14 protein-coding genes and 2 pseudogenes are annotated in these 16,041 nt (G+C 69.5%); 4 read left to right on the top strand and 12 right to left on the bottom strand.

Annotation, left to right across the window (positions count from 1 at the left end):
• Window positions 1–42: 42 nt before the first annotated feature.
• Complete coding sequence (locus AC0VYN_RS08820) at window positions 43–435, bottom strand: type II toxin-antitoxin system death-on-curing family toxin (protein WP_475535474.1); 393 nt, start codon at window positions 433–435, stop codon at window positions 43–45.
• Complete coding sequence (locus AC0VYN_RS08815) at window positions 432–626, bottom strand: ribbon-helix-helix protein, CopG family (RefSeq protein ID WP_475535473.1); 195 nt, start codon at window positions 624–626, stop codon at window positions 432–434. Before AC0VYN_RS08815 ends, AC0VYN_RS08820 begins: the two co-directional genes overlap by 4 nt.
• Window positions 627–1,016: 390 nt before the next feature.
• Here AC0VYN_RS08815 and AC0VYN_RS08810 point away from each other — a divergent pair.
• Window positions 1,017–1,385, top strand: a pseudogene (locus AC0VYN_RS08810) (nucleotidyl transferase AbiEii/AbiGii toxin family protein); the annotation flags it as partial.
• Between the two features lie 144 nt (window positions 1,386–1,529).
• Here the strand turns inward: AC0VYN_RS08810 and AC0VYN_RS08805 are convergent.
• From AC0VYN_RS08805 to AC0VYN_RS08795, 3 genes are all read right to left on the bottom strand, one after another.
• Window positions 1,530–2,108, bottom strand: coding sequence for a TetR/AcrR family transcriptional regulator (locus tag AC0VYN_RS08805; protein WP_475535472.1), 579 nt, complete (start codon window positions 2,106–2,108; stop codon window positions 1,530–1,532).
• A 281-nt stretch (window positions 2,109–2,389) separates the two neighbouring features.
• Window positions 2,390–3,781 carry an amidase gene (locus tag AC0VYN_RS08800; protein WP_475535471.1) on the bottom strand — a complete coding sequence of 464 codons (1,392 nt, stop codon included), beginning with the start codon at window positions 3,779–3,781 and terminating at the stop codon, window positions 2,390–2,392.
• The gene (locus tag AC0VYN_RS08795; RefSeq protein ID WP_475535470.1) at window positions 3,768–3,977 is read right to left on the bottom strand and encodes a hypothetical protein; all 210 of its coding nucleotides are present in this window, start codon (window positions 3,975–3,977) and stop codon (window positions 3,768–3,770) included. Before AC0VYN_RS08795 ends, AC0VYN_RS08800 begins: the two co-directional genes overlap by 14 nt.
• Window positions 3,978–4,105: 128 nt before the next feature.
• Here AC0VYN_RS08795 and AC0VYN_RS08790 point away from each other — a divergent pair, with 128 nt between their 5' ends.
• Window positions 4,106–5,377, top strand: coding sequence for an MFS transporter (locus tag AC0VYN_RS08790; RefSeq protein ID WP_475535469.1), 1,272 nt, complete (start codon window positions 4,106–4,108; stop codon window positions 5,375–5,377).
• Between the two features lie 22 nt (window positions 5,378–5,399).
• Window positions 5,400–6,299 (top strand): MBL fold metallo-hydrolase, encoded by a 900-nt coding sequence (locus AC0VYN_RS08785; RefSeq protein WP_475535468.1) that lies wholly within the window; start codon window positions 5,400–5,402, stop codon window positions 6,297–6,299.
• 48 nt (window positions 6,300–6,347) lie between these two features.
• Here the strand turns inward: AC0VYN_RS08785 and map are convergent, their stop codons facing one another.
• Entirely contained in the window at window positions 6,348–7,130 is a 783-nt protein-coding gene (gene map, locus AC0VYN_RS08780) for a type I methionyl aminopeptidase (protein WP_475535467.1), read from the bottom strand.
• A gap of 64 nt (window positions 7,131–7,194) precedes the next feature.
• Here map and AC0VYN_RS08775 point away from each other — a divergent pair, with 64 nt between their 5' ends.
• Window positions 7,195–7,500 (top strand): helix-turn-helix domain-containing protein, encoded by a 306-nt coding sequence (locus AC0VYN_RS08775; protein ID WP_475535466.1) that lies wholly within the window; start codon window positions 7,195–7,197, stop codon window positions 7,498–7,500.
• Window positions 7,501–7,813: 313 nt separating this feature from the next.
• Here AC0VYN_RS08775 and AC0VYN_RS08770 read toward each other — a convergent pair whose 3' ends face one another.
• From AC0VYN_RS08770 to AC0VYN_RS08745, 6 genes and pseudogenes are all read right to left on the bottom strand, one after another.
• Complete coding sequence (locus tag AC0VYN_RS08770; RefSeq protein WP_475535465.1) at window positions 7,814–9,430, bottom strand: MFS transporter; 1,617 nt, start codon at window positions 9,428–9,430, stop codon at window positions 7,814–7,816.
• A gap of 965 nt (window positions 9,431–10,395) precedes the next feature.
• A pseudogene (locus AC0VYN_RS08765) lies at window positions 10,396–10,744 on the bottom strand (hypothetical protein); the annotation flags it as partial.
• Between the two features lie 340 nt (window positions 10,745–11,084).
• A complete protein-coding gene (locus tag AC0VYN_RS08760) occupies window positions 11,085–12,680 on the bottom strand; it encodes an ABC-F family ATP-binding cassette domain-containing protein (RefSeq protein WP_475535464.1) in 1,596 nt (531 codons plus the stop codon).
• Between the two features lie 97 nt (window positions 12,681–12,777).
• On the bottom strand, window positions 12,778–13,695 hold the full coding sequence (locus AC0VYN_RS08755; RefSeq protein WP_475535463.1) for an SAM-dependent methyltransferase: 918 nt from the start codon (window positions 13,693–13,695) through the stop codon (window positions 12,778–12,780).
• Window positions 13,696–13,726: 31 nt separating this feature from the next.
• Window positions 13,727–14,701, bottom strand: a complete 975-nt coding sequence (locus AC0VYN_RS08750) for a diiron oxygenase (RefSeq protein ID WP_475535462.1) — start codon at window positions 14,699–14,701, stop codon at window positions 13,727–13,729.
• 122 nt (window positions 14,702–14,823) lie between these two features.
• Window positions 14,824–16,032, bottom strand: coding sequence for an MFS transporter (locus AC0VYN_RS08745; protein WP_475535461.1), 1,209 nt, complete (start codon window positions 16,030–16,032; stop codon window positions 14,824–14,826).
• Window positions 16,033–16,041: the final 9 nt, after the last annotated feature.

The raw sequence follows: 16,041 nt of genomic DNA, 5'->3' as shown, positions 1-16,041 counted from the left end.
AGCTCCAGTATTGCCACGCACCGCACATGATGCGCTCGGGCGTCAGGAAACGGGGAACCAGGTCGAGAGGCGCTTGGCGACAGCCGGTACATCGACGTTGTCCTGCGCGACTTCCTCGACGAAAGGACCGGCGACGGAGACAGGCGGCGGGGCAGCACTGGCACTGACACCGTTGAACCGCAGGAAGACACGCATGGCCAGCCAAGCGGTGCGCTTGTTGCCGTCGATCAGCGCGTGATTGCGGGCGACGGAGTGCAGCAGTGCTGCGGCCTTCTCGTGCAGCGTGGGATACAACTCGGCTCCGAACACGTTCGTCCGGGGCCGCTCGATCGCCGACACCAGAAGGCCCATGTCACGCACGCTGTGCTCGGAACCGTTGACCGCGCGGGCGATGGCCAGGATTTCGTCGATCTGGATGTAGCGCACGTTCGTCACTTCAGGTAGTCCAGGATCTCCGCATCGCTGTCCATCAGCTCGGCCAGGACGTCCTCGACCTTCAGCTCGGCCCGGTTCTGGGCTTCACGGATGGCCTCAATGGCAAGTTCTTGCTTGCTGCGACCCTCCCGACGAGCCCGCTCGGTGAGCTTCGCGTCAAGGTCGTCGGGGAGTCGGAGTGTCATGGCCATACAGGCATGATACCTGACCGGTATCAAGGTGGCCCGGTCGAGCCGCGTTCCCAGAAAAAGCGGGGCCTTACCAGGAGAAGTTCCAGAAGCGTCTGCCGGAGTCACTGGACGAGTTGCGCGGCCCGACCCAGGGGGTCGTGGAGCTACCGCTGCACATGGCGTGGTCCGGGATGACCTCGTACGACCTAGGCACGTCCCGCCAGCGCATGGGCCCGTACCGCACCGTCCTGCACGAGGGCCTGCGCGACGACCTGCCCCGCTACCTCAACCAGGACCTGCTCCTCCAGCCGTGGCCGCTGCTGCGCACCCCCGTCGGCCGGACCGTGCGCACCGTGTGGGGAGACGCCTCCCCCAGCTCGCCTCCCGCACCCGGACGGCCGCGTGACGGACATGCCGGAGCTGCACACGCGGCTCCTGGCGGATGTGATCGCCCTCGGCTCGCCGTACCCCCTGGTCCTCACTGGCGGATATGCCGTGCGGGCACACCGCCTGGTGAACCGCCCCAGCCAGGACCTCGACGTCGCCACCGAGAACCCGTCGCCCATGGCCGACATCGCCGCCACGCTCCGGGCCGGCCTGCAAGCCCGCAGCTGGAAGGTGCACACGCTGGAGACCGCTCCGCTGTCTGCCCGCTTCACCGTGACTGACCCAGCCACCGGGCAGGACTGCGAAGTCGACGTTCTCAACGAGATCTTCCGGCGGCCCGTTGCCCAAAGCCCCTACGGGCCCGTTCTCGCGGAGGAGGACGTGATCGGGACCGTGGGCGCCGCCGGCGCGTCCACCCCCTGCCAGCCCCCGCAGCCCCCGTCCCCGCCTCACGGGGCGCCGGGCGAAGTCCCCGGAGCGTCCGGCAGGACGTGCGCCGCGCGGGTGCTCACCGGGACGACGGAGACAGCCGCCCGGTCACTGCTCGCCCTTCCCCCGTCCGCCGAAGAACTCAGTCACCAGCCGGCGGGCGTACGCGGCGTCGAGCCCGGCCGGACGGAAGAGGATGCGATACATCATGGGGGCGACGATGCGGTCCATGGCCGTCTCGACGTCGGGACCGTGCTCCTGGCGGTCGGCGGCCCGGGCGAGTATGACGTTGATCTGTTCGGCAGCGTAGGCCGAGCACTGGCCGGCGTTGTCGCCGTCCGGGTCACCGAGCAGGGCGTCGCGGATGTAGGCGCGGCCCGAGGCGGACGTCATTTCGTCGAGGAACTGTTCGGCCCAGGCCGTGAGGTCGGACCGCAGGTCGCCGTGGTCCTCCGGTGCGGTGTCTGGTCGCAGCCGCTCCACCGCGACGTCCGAGAGCAGTTCCTGCAGGTTGCCCCAACGTCGGTAGATGGTCGACGGGGTGACCCCGGCGCGCTGGGCGACCAGGGGGACGGTCAGTGCCTCGCGGCCCGTTTCCTCCATGAGTTCCCGTACGGCGGTGTGCACCGACGCCTGGACGCGTGCGCTGCGCCCGCCGGGGCGAACCCCCCTTTGTCTGGTGCTCATCCCGCCAGCCTAAAGCACAGTCCTTGCGTTTAGCGGTTCCCTCTACCCCGGGCAGCGCATGCTCTTCGGTGGCGCCGTGGCCCTGTCGCTGCCGGCCCTCCACGCGCTCCGGCGCCCGCGGGTGTCGCCGGCACCGGCTTCGCGGCGAAGGGCGAGCGCCTGCCCGACGGCTGTGCCGGGGTCCTCGCCGATCTCAGCGTGGCGGGCATCCGGTCCTGATCCCGCCGGAGCCGAGCGGTGGGGGCCGGGCCGAGATTTCCGGCCCGGCCCACGCACCGCCCTCAGGTGACGGGTGCGAGCGATCGGGCGGACTGCGTCCGCTCGTACGCGTGGCCCACCAGCAGCAGCGTCCGCTCGGCGAAGGGCCGCCCGAGCAACTGCATTCCGATGGGCATGCCTGCCGTGTCCCGGCCGACCGGGACGGAGAGTGCGGGCACTCCTGTGATGTTGGCCGGGGAGGAGAGGCGCACGTAGGCGTCGGAGACGCTCTCGACCGTGCCGTCGGGCCAGGTGACGGTCTCCTGACCGGACGGGACCGCGGCCATCGGCACCGCAGGAGCGGCGATCACGTCGACGTCCTCCAGGATGCGGGCCCATTCGTCGCGCATCAGCGTCCGGGCGCGCTGCGCCCGCAGGTAGTCGCCCGCGCCCATCAGCTCGCCGGCCTCCAGGAGGATCCGGACATCCGCCTGATACAGCTCGGGGACGGCACGCAGGGTGGCTTGGTGGTAGGCGGTGGCTTCCGGCACCATCAGGCCCCACTGGATGGCCTGGATGTAGCGGGTCATCGGTATGTCGATATCGATGAGCCGGGCGCCGAGCGCCTCCAGCTCCGCGATGGCGCGGCGGACTGCGGCCGCGACTTCCGCGTCGACGTGTTCGAAGTAGTAGGTGCGAGGCACGCCGACGCGCACTCCCGTCAGGTCCGGTTCGGCGCTCGGCCGGTAGTCGACGCCGGGGACGGCCACCGAGGCGGGGTCGCGGGGATCGTGCCCGGCGATGGCGGTCAGGACCAGTGCCGTGTCCTCGACGGTGCGGGTGATCGGGCCGACGTGGTCGAGCGACCACGACAGCGACGTGACGCCGTGACGGGGCACGAGTCCGTACGTCGGCTTGAGTCCGACCACCCCGTTCAGGGCGGCGGGCACCCGGATCGATCCGCCGGTGTCGGTGCCGAGGGCGGATGTCGCCGCACCGGAGGCCACGGCGACGGCAGAGCCGCCGCTGGAGCCACCGGCGATCCTCCCTTGATCCCAGGCGTTGTTGGTCTGCGGGGTGGTCAGCCCGTAGGCGAACTCGTGGGTGTGCGTCTTGCCGATCAGGATCGCGCCGGCCGCACGCAGACTCGCGGCGACCGTGCTGTCGGAGGCCGCGCGGTGACCGGCCCGGGTCCTGGAGCTTGCCGTGGTGGGCACGCCGACGACATCGATCAAGTCCTTGAGTCCTACCGGGATTCCGTGCAGGGGGCCCCGGTAGGAGCCCTGGGCGGCTTCGCGCTCGGCCTCGCGGGCGGTCCGGCGGGCCTGGTCAGCGGAAACCGCGACGTAGGCCGCAACGTGCGGCTCCACCTGCTCGATGCGGTCGAGGACCGAGTCGACCAGCTCGACGGGCGACAGCCGTCGCTCCCGGATCTCCTGCGCGGCGGCGGCGAGGGACAACTCATACGGCTGCATCGTGCTTCTCCTTTTGCGCACGGAAGGCACCGGCGGGCGGGGCGTCACCGAAGTTCAGCTCGCGCAGGGCCGCGACGACGGAGTGGATGTGGTTGGCGGTGGCCGCAACCGCCGAGTGGCGGTCATCGGGCAGCGGAAGCCCGGCACGGGCGGCCCAGCGGGCGGCCTCGGGCGGTGTGAGTTCGGCGGAGGACACGGATTCTCCCCTGGTCGGGGTGGAGCGACGAGGCGTCGCACCACGCCAAAAGCTAATGATTTGCTTTAGCTCGACTGTAGAACCTACCCTCACTTAAGGCAAACGAGTTGCTTTAAGCGAGGAGTTCCATGTCCGACGTCGTGTCCGGCTCAGTTGCGCACTGCCCTGTCGGGGACAGCCGCGCCCACGGGAAGAACCGCACCGCCTCCTTCGGTCTGGACGCGTCCGTACTCGTGGCCCTCCTGGCGGCATCCAGTGCCCCGACACCGCTGTACCCCCTCTATCAGGACCAGTGGGGCCTTTCGGCGCTCGCCGTCACGGTGGTCTTCAGCGCCTACTCCCTGGCGCTGCTGTCGGCCCTTCTCACCACCGGCACGCTCTCCGACCATCTGGGACGGCGTCCCGTCCTGGCAGGCGCCCTGGGTGCGCAGGCCGTCGCCATGGTTCTCCTCGCCTCGGCGGACGGCGCAGGCACCCTGACAGCGGGCCGCATCCTGCAAGGAGTGGCCACCGGCGTGGCCACCAGCGCCGCGGGCGCGGCTCTCCTCGACCTGGAGAACCCGCGGCGTCCCGGTCGGTCCGCCCTGACCAACACCATCGCCCCGGTCGCCGGCATGGCCGCGGGCGTCCTCACCTCCACCCTCCTCGTCCGCTTCGCCCCAGCCCCCACCGTCACCGTCTACGCACTGATGGCAGCGCTGTTCGCCGCCCAGGCGATCGCCGTCACCTACACCACGGAGACAGTCGACCGCCGGGCAGGCGCGCTCCGATCGCTGCGCCCGCAGCTCGGTGTACCGCCCGCGGTGCGCCGCACCCTGCTGACCACCGGCACCGCGACCGTCGCGATCTGGGCACTGGGCGGCTTCTACTCCTCCCTCGGGTCGGCCCTCGTGCGCCTGGTGGCCCCCGACGCCCCGCAGGCGGCCCTCGGCACGGTCTTCTTCACCCTCAGCGCCGCAGCCGCACTCACCATGTGGGTTCTGCGCCGCACCGACCCCCTCACCACCGCGATCGGCGGATGCACGGTCGTCCTGCCCGCCGCGGTCCTGACCCTGAGCGGTCTGCACGGCGTCGGACTGCCGGCCGTCCACGGCGGCGCGGTCCTGGCCGGAGCAGCCTTCGGGGCCGTCTCCCAAGGGGTACTTCGCATGCTCCTCGCCTCGCTCGACGAGCAGCACCGCACCGCGACGCTGGCCGCCTACTACGTGCTGAGCTACCTCTCCATGAGCCTGCCCGCCATCGCAGCGGGGGCCGCCACCCAGCACTACGGGCTCAGGACCACCTCGCACGCCTACGCCGTCATCGCCGCACTCCTCGCTGCGGCGGCCCTCACAGCGCTCGCCGTGTCACGAACCCGGACAGGGCCCCGCAGCAGCCCGCGCAACCGGCCTCTCCGCTGAAGAACAAAGGAAAAAACACATCATGCAGACTCCCTCGGACACCTCCATCCCCTCCTGGGCCGTGGGCGACATCACCGTCCACCGCATCGACGAAATACCGCTGCCGCCCGCGACCGGACCCTGGCTGCTGCCCGACGCCACTCCTCAGGTGGTGGCCGGCCAGGACTGGCTGCGCCCCCACTTCGCCGGCGACGACGGCATCCTCCACATCGACAGCCACAGTTTCGCGTTCGTCGTGGACGGGCTGCGCGTACTCGTCGACACCGGCATCGGCAACGGCAAGGAACGGGCCAACCCGGCCTGGCACGACCTGCGCACCGACTTCCCCGAGCGCCTGGCCGCCGCCGGCTTCCCGCCCGGCTCCGTCGACCTGGTGGTCCTCACCCACCTGCACGCCGACCACGTCGGCTGGAACACCCGGAAGGCGGACGGCGAGTGGGTCCCCACGTTCCCCGCAGCGCGCTACCTCACCGCACGCACCGAAAGGGATTTCTGGGCCGCGTACGACATGGAGGAGGCGCGCCGCCAGATGTTCCGCGACTCGGTGATCCCGGTCGAGCAGGCCGGTCTGCTCGACCTGGTCGACGTCCCGGCCGAGGGTGTGCAGATCACCCCGGGCCTGCGCCTGGTCCCCACCCCCGGCCACACCCCCGGCCATGTCGCGGTCGAACTGAACAGTCAGGGTGAAACGGCGCTGATCACCGGTGACTGCATTCACCACCCGGTCCAACTCGCCCACCCCGCCATCGGCGCCTGCGTGGACATCGACCCACAGCAGTCCGAGACCACCCGCGGAGCACTGCTCGCTTCCCTCGCGGGCACGGACACCCTCCTCCTCGGCACCCACTTCGCCCCGCCCACAGCCGGCCGTGTCGTCGCGCACGGGGGCGCCTACCGGCTGCGGCCCGTTCCGGCGACCTGACCTGCAAGCCGACCCGGCCGCCGGGGAGCTGTTCGTGGCAGCGTCCTCCTATGGTCGTGCCTGCGTGGGCAGGGTAAGAATTTCGGCTCCGTTGTCGGTGATGGCGATGGTGTGCTCGCTGTGCGCGGTCCGGCAGCCCGTCGCGCTGCGCAGCGTCCAGCCGTCGGCGTCGGTGAGAAGCGTGGCCGTGTCGGCCATGACCCAGGGCTCCAGGGCCAGCAGCAGTCCGGGACGCAGCTTGTATCCACGGCCTGGCCGTCCGGTGTTCGCGATGTGGGGGTCCTGGTGCATGGTCGAGCCGATGCCATGGCCTCCGAACTCGGTGTTGATCGGGTAGCCCGCCGCACTGAGGACCGTGCCGATGGCGTGAGAGAGATCGCCGATGCGCGCCCCGGGCTTGGCGGCGGCGATGCCGGCGGCCAGCGCGCGTTCGGTCGCCTGGATCATCGCGACGCTCTCCGCCGGCCTGGCTCCGCCCACCAGGAAGCTGATCGCGGCGTCTGCGGCCACCCCGCCTCTGACTACTGCGAGGTCCAGGGTCAGCAAATCCCCGTCTGCCAGCGTGTAGTTGTGAGGCAGCCCGTGGAGCACTCCGTCGTTGACGGCCGTGCAGATGTAGTGCCCGAACGGGCCGCGCCCGAAGGAAGGTGCGTAATCGACATAGCACGACTGCGCTCCCGCCTCGGTGATCATCTCTTTGGCCCACTGGTCGATGTCCAGCAGGTTCGTCCCGACCGTGCTGCGCTGCTTCAGTGTGTGCAGGATGTCTCCGACCAGAGCGCCGGTGCCCCTCGCCCGCTCGAGCCGCGCGGAGTTCAGGATCTCGATCATGGGAACCTCTCGCGTACGTCCAATAACTATCCCGGTCTAACTATACCGGTATTAGAATGGTGGCATGGTCAGGTCGCCGCTCACCCCAGCCGAGGTAGAACGCGGACAGCGTCTTGGCGCCCTGCTCCGCCGAGCCCGGGGCAGCCGCTCGATGCTGGACGTGGCGCTCGCTTCGCACATCTCGCCGGAAACCCTGCGGAAGATCGAGTCCGGCCGTGTGGCCACCCCCGCCTTCCCCACCATCGCGGCGATCGCCGACACCCTCGGCCTGTCACTCGACGCCGTTTGGGCCGAGGTCAATCGCACGGAGCGAACCGCCGGGGATCAGTGGGCCCCGCCCGTCGGGCGGCGCCCGTCGCTGGTTTCGTAACATCCACTCCACAGCAAGTGCTCACGGATGATCGTGGTCGAGCAGGACGCCGCACCGAAGAACGAGAAGGGGCGCGATCGCGCGCCGCGAGTTCCTGTGCCGCCGGCATGGGAAGGGCGGCGGACCGCGCGGGATGCCGAGGCCCTGGAGAAGCTGCGCCGCCAGGTGGAACGGCTGGAGCGGAGACTGGCCCGAAACAAGGGAGCGCTGGAGGCAACGGGACAAGCCTCCGCGCTCTTGGATGGCGCTCCGCGCCGACCCCGGTCCGCTGGAGCGGTGAAACGACGACGGCTCGAATTCAGTCGTCCTGCTGCTACGGCTTCGTAGAACCGGGCTGGGTCTTCGGGATTCGTGAGGTGAAGAACATCGCGAGGAGCGCGGCGAAGGCGAGGATGGCCAGTGCGGCGCGCAGACCGTCGATCCTGGCGTCTTCGTTCGCGTCGAGTGCCGCCTGAGTCACCTTCTCGCTGGTGCCCGCTTCGTCGAGCGCGGACTCGAGGTCGGCGTCCGACAAGAACGGTACGCCGCTTTCGAGTTCGACGGTCGCCCGGCTCTTGACCTCGGCCGGGATGGCTGAATTCTGTTCCACGCTGGTGAGGAAGGAGGTTGTCATCGAGGCGATCAGGATCGACCCGGCGAGCGCCGTACCGATCGAGGCGCCCAGGTTGGTGACGGAGTTCTGGACGCCGCCGACTTCCGCGCTCTGGGCTTCCGGCACCGCGGACACGGTGACCGACCCGAGCTGGGACGCCAGCGCGCCCATGCCCAGCCCGATCAACAGCAGGGGGATGGTGACGATCTCCGCACCGGCATCCACGTCGAGCGCGGCCATCAGGACCACCGCTCCCGCGAACAGCGCGGAAACGCCGAGCCGCACCACCCGCCGGGGCGAGACGTCCGGAAGGTAGCGGGGGATCAGGACGGCGGCCGCCAGCAGGGTCACGGAGAGAGGCAGGAGGCGGGCACCGGTCTTGAGCGCGGACAGTCCCAGGGCGACCGACAGATAGAGCGGTACGACGAAGAAGACGCCCATCTGCACGAGGTACTGGAAGAAGAACATCGTCAGGCCGCCGGTGAGCTGCCTGTTCTGCAGCAGGGCCGGGTCGACGAGTGGCTCCCTGTGCCGCTTCACCCTGCGGGCCTCCCAGCGGAGGAAGAGCCAGATCAGCAGAAGACCGGCCAGCATCAGCCACACGACCAGCGAGACCCCGAGCCATGAGGGCGCGTCGGGCTTCGGCTGGAACCAGCCCCATTCGTCGGAGCGGAGCACGCCGTAGACGAAGACCCCGAGCCCGAGCGCGGACAGCACGGCGCCGAGGAGATCGATGCGAGCGCGTTCGCCGACGGGCGCGTCGGTGATCCGGCGGGCGAGCACCAGGATGCCGAGCACCACCAGGACCTCACCGGCGAAGACCCACCGCCAGGAGAAGTACGTCGTCGCGACACCCCCGATGAGCGGCCCGACCGCGATCGCCACGGCCCCCGCGGCCGCGACGAGACCGTAGGCGGCGGGACGGCGCTCGGGGGCGAAGTTGCCGGCCACGAGCGCCACGATCGCGGGCATGATGAGCGCCGCCCCGATCCCCTCGAGGAACGACCAGCCGAGCAGCAGCACGATCAGGCTCGGTGCGAGTGCCGTGGTGAGAGAGCCGCAGCCGTAGACGACGCAGCCGATCAGAAACGCGCGTCTGCGGCCGACCAGCGCCCCCACCTTGCCGCCGGGGATCATGAACATCGCCATCACGAGGGTGTAGGCCGTGATGGCGCCCTGGATACCTGTCACCGTGGTGCCCACGTCGTCGGCCACCGTCGCGATCGAGACGTTCATGACCGAACTGTCCAGCGCCATGAGGAACTGACCGGCCGCGAGTGTCAGCAGAACGGTTCGCGCCTTTGCAGGGCTTTCGCCAGTGTTTGTCCTGGGTGCCATGCGCGCATCGTCCCAGCCGCCCTGTGGAGCGGACCCCGCCCCACCCCGGAGGTCGACCGATTGGCGGAGGCTCGCAGGCGGGCCGTGAGCTGCTCGCCGAGCACTGCCGGCCGGACGCCTGAGATGAGGAAGGGCTTCGTGGGAGGAGAGAGGAAGTAGCTTGGCCGGCCGAACGCGCACGCGCGGGGGCGCGTTTGTGCTGAGTGCGACCCGCTCGGGTGAGACGGCACGGAATGCGGGGAGCACCGGCGCCGGGAGCGGCTGGCCGGTCTTCGCCGCATGTGCGTTGTCGCTCCTGCGACCACGCCGTCGAGCCGGGAGACCAGCCCGGCGTCGGCGGCGACCGGCATCGCCGTCCGACCCTGGACAACCGCGTCGCTCCGTCGGAATCAGCGTCGAACGAGCGTCAAGACATCCCCCGAGGCCGTCGTAGGTGAGACATCTGGCGGGACCTGCATCAGGTTCCACGCGGTGGACTGACAAAAACGTGTCGGCACGACCCGCCCGCGGTCTGGCAAATCAGAAGAGCAGCAGGTCAGATGCCCTTTGCAGCGGGCTCCAGAATCGCCACGCACTCCACGTGATGCGTCATCGGAAACACGTCACAAGGTGCGCGGAAGGGAGAATCCGCAGGTGACATGGGCTTTTCCTGCCTTCGGCACGGGCTGTGAGGCGGCCGGAGCGTCAAATGAGCGTCATGTCTGACGCACTTTCTCTCCTCCGTTGGCCGGTGCACCAGACTATCCACGTCTCTGATCCCATGGCCGTCATGTTGCTGCTCGGGCGGCAGGTCAGCTGCTGGAGGCGCCGCGGAATGCCCGGCGCAGCGCTCCCGCCACCGAGCCGACCAGGGCGCTATCCGTACGGGCCGACCCGGTGGGCCGGTGACAAGGCAGGACATCTGCGACGACCCGTCTAGTTCCACCCCCGTGCGCATCGGCGTCCGCCCCCGGAGCGCCTGCCCTGACGGGAATGATGAGGGGCTTGCGGCAGTGGGTGCGGAACGCCCAGTTCGCCACGGCGCGGGCGGGGAGCTGTTCGAGTTGGCGCGCCTCTCCGACGCCTTCCTCGGCTGCGGTGGCCAGGGCCTTCTCGATGACGGGGATGACCGGCTCGAAGGCGGTGTCGTCGTGGACGAAGCCGCGGGCACCCGGCTTCGGAGAGGTTTCGCCTGCCGATGGCATGGAGGTCGGAGGCGCCACCCAGGCGTCCCTCAAAGATCGCCTCACCCGCGAGGAGCAAGCCAGGAAGTCGGGGGGCATCGGAGAGGGCGCCGGTGTCCGCGTCGACGATCGCCACCACCGTGACCACGCCATACGGGGGACGATGCCTCTCCAGCCTTCCCTCTCGACCGGCCCTCCAGCCGGCTTGAGGCAAGGAAGGGGCACCATCTGATGATTAATCCTCTTTGGGCCGGGCGCGGCCACCGGTCGAGGCGGTCCCGCTGCCTCGGGCAGTGGCTTCTGCGCGGTCCCGCCGCCCACCCACGGGCGGGCGGCGCGCTGCGGCGGACGCCCGTGAGCATCGCGGTGGCGGTCCTGCGCAGCACCTGGAACACCTCGCCTACGGAGGAATGCCGCTTCGGTGCAGGAAGCAGCACGGGCTTGCCGACCAGGGTCCGGAGCAGCATGCATGGTGATTCCTGGCATGGGACTCAGGCCAGTGCCACGAGGTCGGTGTACGTGTCGTTCCACAGGTCCTCCACGCCGTCGGGCAGCAGGATGACGCGTTCCGGCTGGAGTGCCTCGACGGCCCCCTCGTCGTGGGTGACGAGGACGACAGCACCCTGGTAGGTGCGTAGTGCACCGAGGATCTCTTCACGGCTGGCCGGGTCGAGGTTGTTGGTCGGCTCGTCCAGCAACAGCACGTTGGCCGAGGACACCACCAGCGTGGCGAGCGCGAGCCGGGTCTTCTCGCCGCCGGAAAGGACGCCAGCCGGCTTGTCGACGTCGTCGCCGGAGAACAGGAACGACCCGAGGACCTTGCGGAGCTCCATGAGGTCGGTGCCGGGCGCCGATGCGCGCATGTTCTCGAGCACCGTGCGGTCGGGGTCCAAGGTCTCGTGCTCCTGGGCGTAGTAGCCCAGCTTCAGGCCATGGCCCGCGATCACCTGGCCTGTGTCGGGTCCCTCCACGCCGGCCAGCAGCCGCAGCAAAGTGGTCTTTCCGGCGCCGTTGAGGCCGAGGATCACCACGCGCGAGCCGCGGTCCACGGCCAGATCGACGCCGGCGAACACCTCCAGTGAGCCGTATGCCTTCGACAGGCCCTCCGCGGACAGTGGGGTCCTGCCGCAGGGCGCCGGTTCGGGAAAGCGGAGTTTGGCCACCTTGTCGGCGCGCCGCTCTTCCTCCAGGCCCGCCAGGAGCCGTTCCGCGCGCCGGGCCATGTTCTGTGCGGCGACGGCCTTGGTGCCCGCACGCAGCCGGTTCGCCTGATAGGTCAGGGCCGCCGCCTTCCGCTCGGCGTTGCTGCGTTCGCGCCTGCGGCGGCGTTCGTCGGCGCTTCGCTGGGCCTGGTAGCGCGCCCAGCCCATGTTGTAGACGTCCAGGGCGCAGCGGTTGGCGTCCAGGTGGAAAACCTTGTTGACCACCGTCTCGATCAGATCGAGGTCGTGCGAGATGACGACGAACCCGCCTTGGTAGCGCCCCAGGAAGTCGCGCAGCCACACGATCGAGTCGGCGTCGAGGTGGTTGGTGGGCTCGTCGAGCAGCAGTACGTCGGCGTCGGAGAACAAGATGCGCGCCAGTTCCACGCGCCTGCGCTGGCCGCCGGACAGCGTACTCAGCGGCTGATCCAGGATGCGGTCGGGCAGACCGAGGCTGGCGGCGATGGTGGCGGCCTCGGCCTCGGCGGCGTAGCCGCCCGCGGCGAGGAACTCACTCTCCAGCCGCTCGTAGGTACGCAGCGTCTTGTCCCGGGCGGTGTCGGGTCCGTCCGCGAGGCGGTGCTGGCAGTCGCGCATGGCACGCATCACGGTGTCCAGGCCGCGTGTGGACAGCATGCGGTCCAGCGTCAGGACGTCCGGATCGCCGGTTCGCGGGTCCTGCGGCAGATAGCCGATCGCCCCGGAGCGGGTGACGGTGCCGCCGGCCGGAGTGCCTTCGCCGGCCAGGCACTTGGTGAGGGTGGTCTTGCCCGCGCCGTTGCGGCCGACGAGGCCGATGCGGTCGCCCTTGGCGATGCGGAAGGACGACGGCTGGAGCAGGACGCGGGCGCCGACGCGCAGTTCGAGTTCGGTGGCGGTGATCACGGGAAGCAGGGCTCCGGGGAGTGGTTCGGTGAGGGGTGCTGCGACCCGGGGGAAGCCGGTCCCGGTGATGTCGGGCCCCGGCTCCCCCGGTGGCGGACTACTTGGCCGCGATCGCGATGGGCAGGACGCCATCGGCGTTGTAGCGGACCTCCCGGAGGGTGAAGCCGGCCGCCTCCAGCTGGGCGCGAGTGTCGCTCTCGCTGGAGAAGTTGAGATAGGTCGCCTGGACGATGTCGCCCATGATGGACAGCTCGCGGCGCAGGTCGTCCTCGCTCATGCGGTACTTCGCCCAGGCGGCGGCATGCTCCGGGGCCTCCCACGGCGGCGGGGGCGGCGGGGTGAGAAAGCTGATCAGCAGGCGGCCGCCGGGCCGCAGCGCCCTGTGGAAGGAGCGGTACAGGTTCGTCAGCCGCGCCGGGTCGGACTCGTACATGTTCAGTCCGTTGCTGACCAGGAGATCGAACTCCGCATCGGCACTTAGGTGCCAGGCGTCCTCGTGGCGGAAGGAAGTGTGCTCGGCGAGGCCGTTCTGCCGGGCGTTCTCCTCGGCGTAGCGCAGGGACTCGGTGTCGAGGTCGACGCCCACCAGCCGGATGCCGGCCACGTCCCGGTAGTCCTGTTCGAGCAGGTCGTCCATCACGCCGCAGGGGACGGACGCGAGGGTGGTGCCGTCGGTGACGTGCTCGGCGATCAGTTCCTTGAAACGGTGGTAGCGCTCGCGGGCGCGGCACAGCAGGGAGTTGTTGAGGAGCCAGTGTTCGAGCGGGGTGACGGGCCCTTCGGGCCGGTTGCGGAAGATGTAGGACGTCCAGTAGCCGTTGAGGCCGCGGTTGTGCAGCAGGAAGCGGCCCAGCTCGAACTGCTGCAGCTGGCGGAGAAGTTCGAGGGTGTCCTCCAGGGGCAGGACGAGGCGGTCGGCGGCGTGCAGCCGGCGTTGGATGTCCGCCGCGATCCGGTCGGTGGAGGCCACGTCGGTGATCCTGGTGCCGGTGCGGTGCGAAACGGTGGATGCCATGGTCAGGTCTCTCCGGAGTCGAGGCGGGGCGTCAGACGGTCCAGCCGATACGGGCGAAGCTGTCGCGTACGGCCGGGTGGGCGAGCATTCCGGCGTTGCCGAGGGCTCGTAGCACGTTCTTGACGATGGGCACGTCGGGGGTGATCTCGAACCCCGTGTAGAGCGACTCCACGGAGGCGCGGGCCTGCTCCCGGTCGCCGATGAGAGTGGCGAGCAGTTCGACGTTGAACTGCTTTTCCGACTCCACGGACAGATAGAGGGTGACGAACTCCGCCAGGTGGGTTCCGATGGCCTCGCGGTAGTCCTCGGGGATCTCTCGCCACAGGTAGGTCATCAGGTCGAAGAAGAACGCGTAGTGGCGGGACTCGTCGTTCATGTGGTCGTTGACGTAGTACTTGATCGAGGGATGCACGCCCGGGCTGTTGAAGAACTCGACGAGTTCGCGCACGAGGGTCGTCTCGAAGCAGCAGTTGGCGAGTATCTCGAAGACGTCGTGGTAGCGGAGGGCCAGCTTCGCGCGGATCTCGCTCACCGCGCGCCGGGAGTCCGGGAGCGCGTAGTCGATGTCGCTCAGGTGCGGGTAGTGCTGCCGCAGCTGGAGGATCATGTCCTGGGCGATGTACACGTGATAGTACTCGTCGATCATGATCGAGTACGTGTTGAGCCTGGTCTCCTCGGAGAAGGTCACGGGCAGGTTCCCGTGCAGGAGCTTGGAGCAGGCCGAGACGATCTCCTTGATCTCCAGGTTCACGATGTCGTGCAGGTACTTGTAGAAGGACTGCACGAGGATCTCGTCCTTGGCGGACCGTCCGAGGCCCCGCACCTCCTCGGCGAGCAGCAGGGGCTGCTTGTCCTCGGGGAAGAAGAAGCCGCTCTGCGTGAAGTCGATGGTCTTGCGGGGGCGGGTGCGGACGGACGAGCGGGCATCCCAGCGGTCCGCGTACTGCGCGGTCAGGCTGGACAGCGTCCGCTCGGACGGGGCGTTCTCCTGGTGAAGGGTGGACATGGCGTGCCTCTTCCCGGGCACGCGGACGGCCGGCGTGCCCTATGACGATGGTCGGGGGAGCGGGCGGCGGACAGTGCCGCCCGCACCCACGGGGTGGCAAGGGAAGCCGAAGGCGGGCCGGGTCAGCTGGCCCCGGTCATCGCGTCCGACGGGTGCGAGGTCTGCTCGCCGGCGGGAGTGCGGAGCCTGAGGAAGGCCAGCGGCGCGGCGACGGCGGTGGCCACCGCCATCACCCCGGCCGTGACGACGGCGTCGCCGGTGAACAGGCTGCTGGCCACGCCGGTGAACAGGGTCACCAGCAGTGCCCGGCCGCTCATGTTCAGCGAGGACGCTGCTCCCTGGAGCTCGGGAAACACCTGCAGGGAACGGCCGAAGACGACGGGGTAGACGGCGGCGAAGCCCGCGCAGAAGACGGCGAGGGACACGGTGGTGGACACCGGGTCGTCACCGAAGACGAGGAACAGGGCGACTCCGGCCAGCGTGGCGGTGATGGCGCACGCCACGGTGCGCACGGGACCGCCGAGGAGCTCCATGATCTTGGTGGCGAAGAGGCTGGTGATCGCGAACGACGCGACGATGACCAGGAGGTTGCCCGCGAACGCCAGCGTGGACAGGCCGAAGGTGTCCGTGTACAGGAAGGAGCTGGCGGCGATGAAGACCATATAGGCGGCGAACAGCAGGCTGGGAACGAGCGACGCGGCGAGGAACTCCCTGCTGCCCAGCAGACGCCGGTAGTCGCCGGCCACCTGCCGGGCGCTCACCTTGACCCGCTCGGCCTTGGTCTCGGGCAGGAACAGCGCCATGAGCAGCAGCGACACCAGGGTGACAGCAAAGACCACCGCATAGTTGCCGCGCCAGCCGAGAGTGCGGTTGACCAGCCCGCCGAGGGCCGGGGCCGCCGTCATGAAGGTGGACATGGCGGCGTTGGTCAGGCCGAACATCTTCAGCAGCTGGGTCCCCTCGTAGACGTCCGCGATGATCACGAAGACGAGCACGACGGAGGTGCTGGCGCCGATGCCCTGCACGAACCGGGATGCCAGCAGGAACTCGATGGTGGGCGCCACCGTGCAGCCCAGGGCGCCGGCCAGCATGACGGCGTTGCCGGCCAGCATGACGCCGCGTCGGCCGAACCGGTCGGACAGCGGTCCGTATGCGAGGGCGCCCAGGCAGTAGCCGAAGAAGTTGTAGGTGATGGTCAGCTGGACCGACGACTCGGACGCGTCCAGCGTTCGGGCGATGTCGGGGAAGCTGGGCACGGACATGTCCAGCTCGATGATGGTGCCGATCAGCGCCACGACGAGCAGCGTGGGCAGGAATCTTTTCTTGTTCATGGCCTCGTG

The sequence above is a fragment of the Streptomyces sp. 63XJN7_1_ISO-PGPR-S23-121 genome (assembly GCF_056173025.1).
Note: the sequence above shows the minus strand (reverse complement) of the source record. Positions and strands in the feature narration are given on the sequence as shown.

What these genes read in the sequence shown, in the direction of transcription:
- AC0VYN_RS08815 (WP_475535473.1), bottom strand. Translation starts at nt 626, where the DNA reads ATGGCCATGACACTCCGACTCCCCGACGACCTTGACGCGAAGCTCACC.
- AC0VYN_RS08805 (WP_475535472.1), bottom strand. Translation starts at nt 2,108, where the DNA reads ATGAGCACCAGACAAAGGGGGGTTCGCCCCGGCGGGCGCAGCGCACGC.
- AC0VYN_RS08800 (WP_475535471.1), bottom strand. Translation starts at nt 3,781, where the DNA reads ATGCAGCCGTATGAGTTGTCCCTCGCCGCCGCCGCGCAGGAGATCCGG.
- AC0VYN_RS08790 (WP_475535469.1), top strand. Translation starts at nt 4,106, where the DNA reads ATGTCCGACGTCGTGTCCGGCTCAGTTGCGCACTGCCCTGTCGGGGAC.
- AC0VYN_RS08785 (WP_475535468.1), top strand. Translation starts at nt 5,400, where the DNA reads ATGCAGACTCCCTCGGACACCTCCATCCCCTCCTGGGCCGTGGGCGAC.
- map (WP_475535467.1), bottom strand. Translation starts at nt 7,130, where the DNA reads ATGATCGAGATCCTGAACTCCGCGCGGCTCGAGCGGGCGAGGGGCACC.
- AC0VYN_RS08775 (WP_475535466.1), top strand. Translation starts at nt 7,195, where the DNA reads ATGGTCAGGTCGCCGCTCACCCCAGCCGAGGTAGAACGCGGACAGCGT.
- AC0VYN_RS08770 (WP_475535465.1), bottom strand. Translation starts at nt 9,430, where the DNA reads ATGGCACCCAGGACAAACACTGGCGAAAGCCCTGCAAAGGCGCGAACC.
- AC0VYN_RS08755 (WP_475535463.1), bottom strand. Translation starts at nt 13,695, where the DNA reads ATGGCATCCACCGTTTCGCACCGCACCGGCACCAGGATCACCGACGTG.
- AC0VYN_RS08750 (WP_475535462.1), bottom strand. Translation starts at nt 14,701, where the DNA reads ATGTCCACCCTTCACCAGGAGAACGCCCCGTCCGAGCGGACGCTGTCC.
- AC0VYN_RS08745 (WP_475535461.1), bottom strand. Translation starts at nt 16,032, where the DNA reads ATGAACAAGAAAAGATTCCTGCCCACGCTGCTCGTCGTGGCGCTGATC.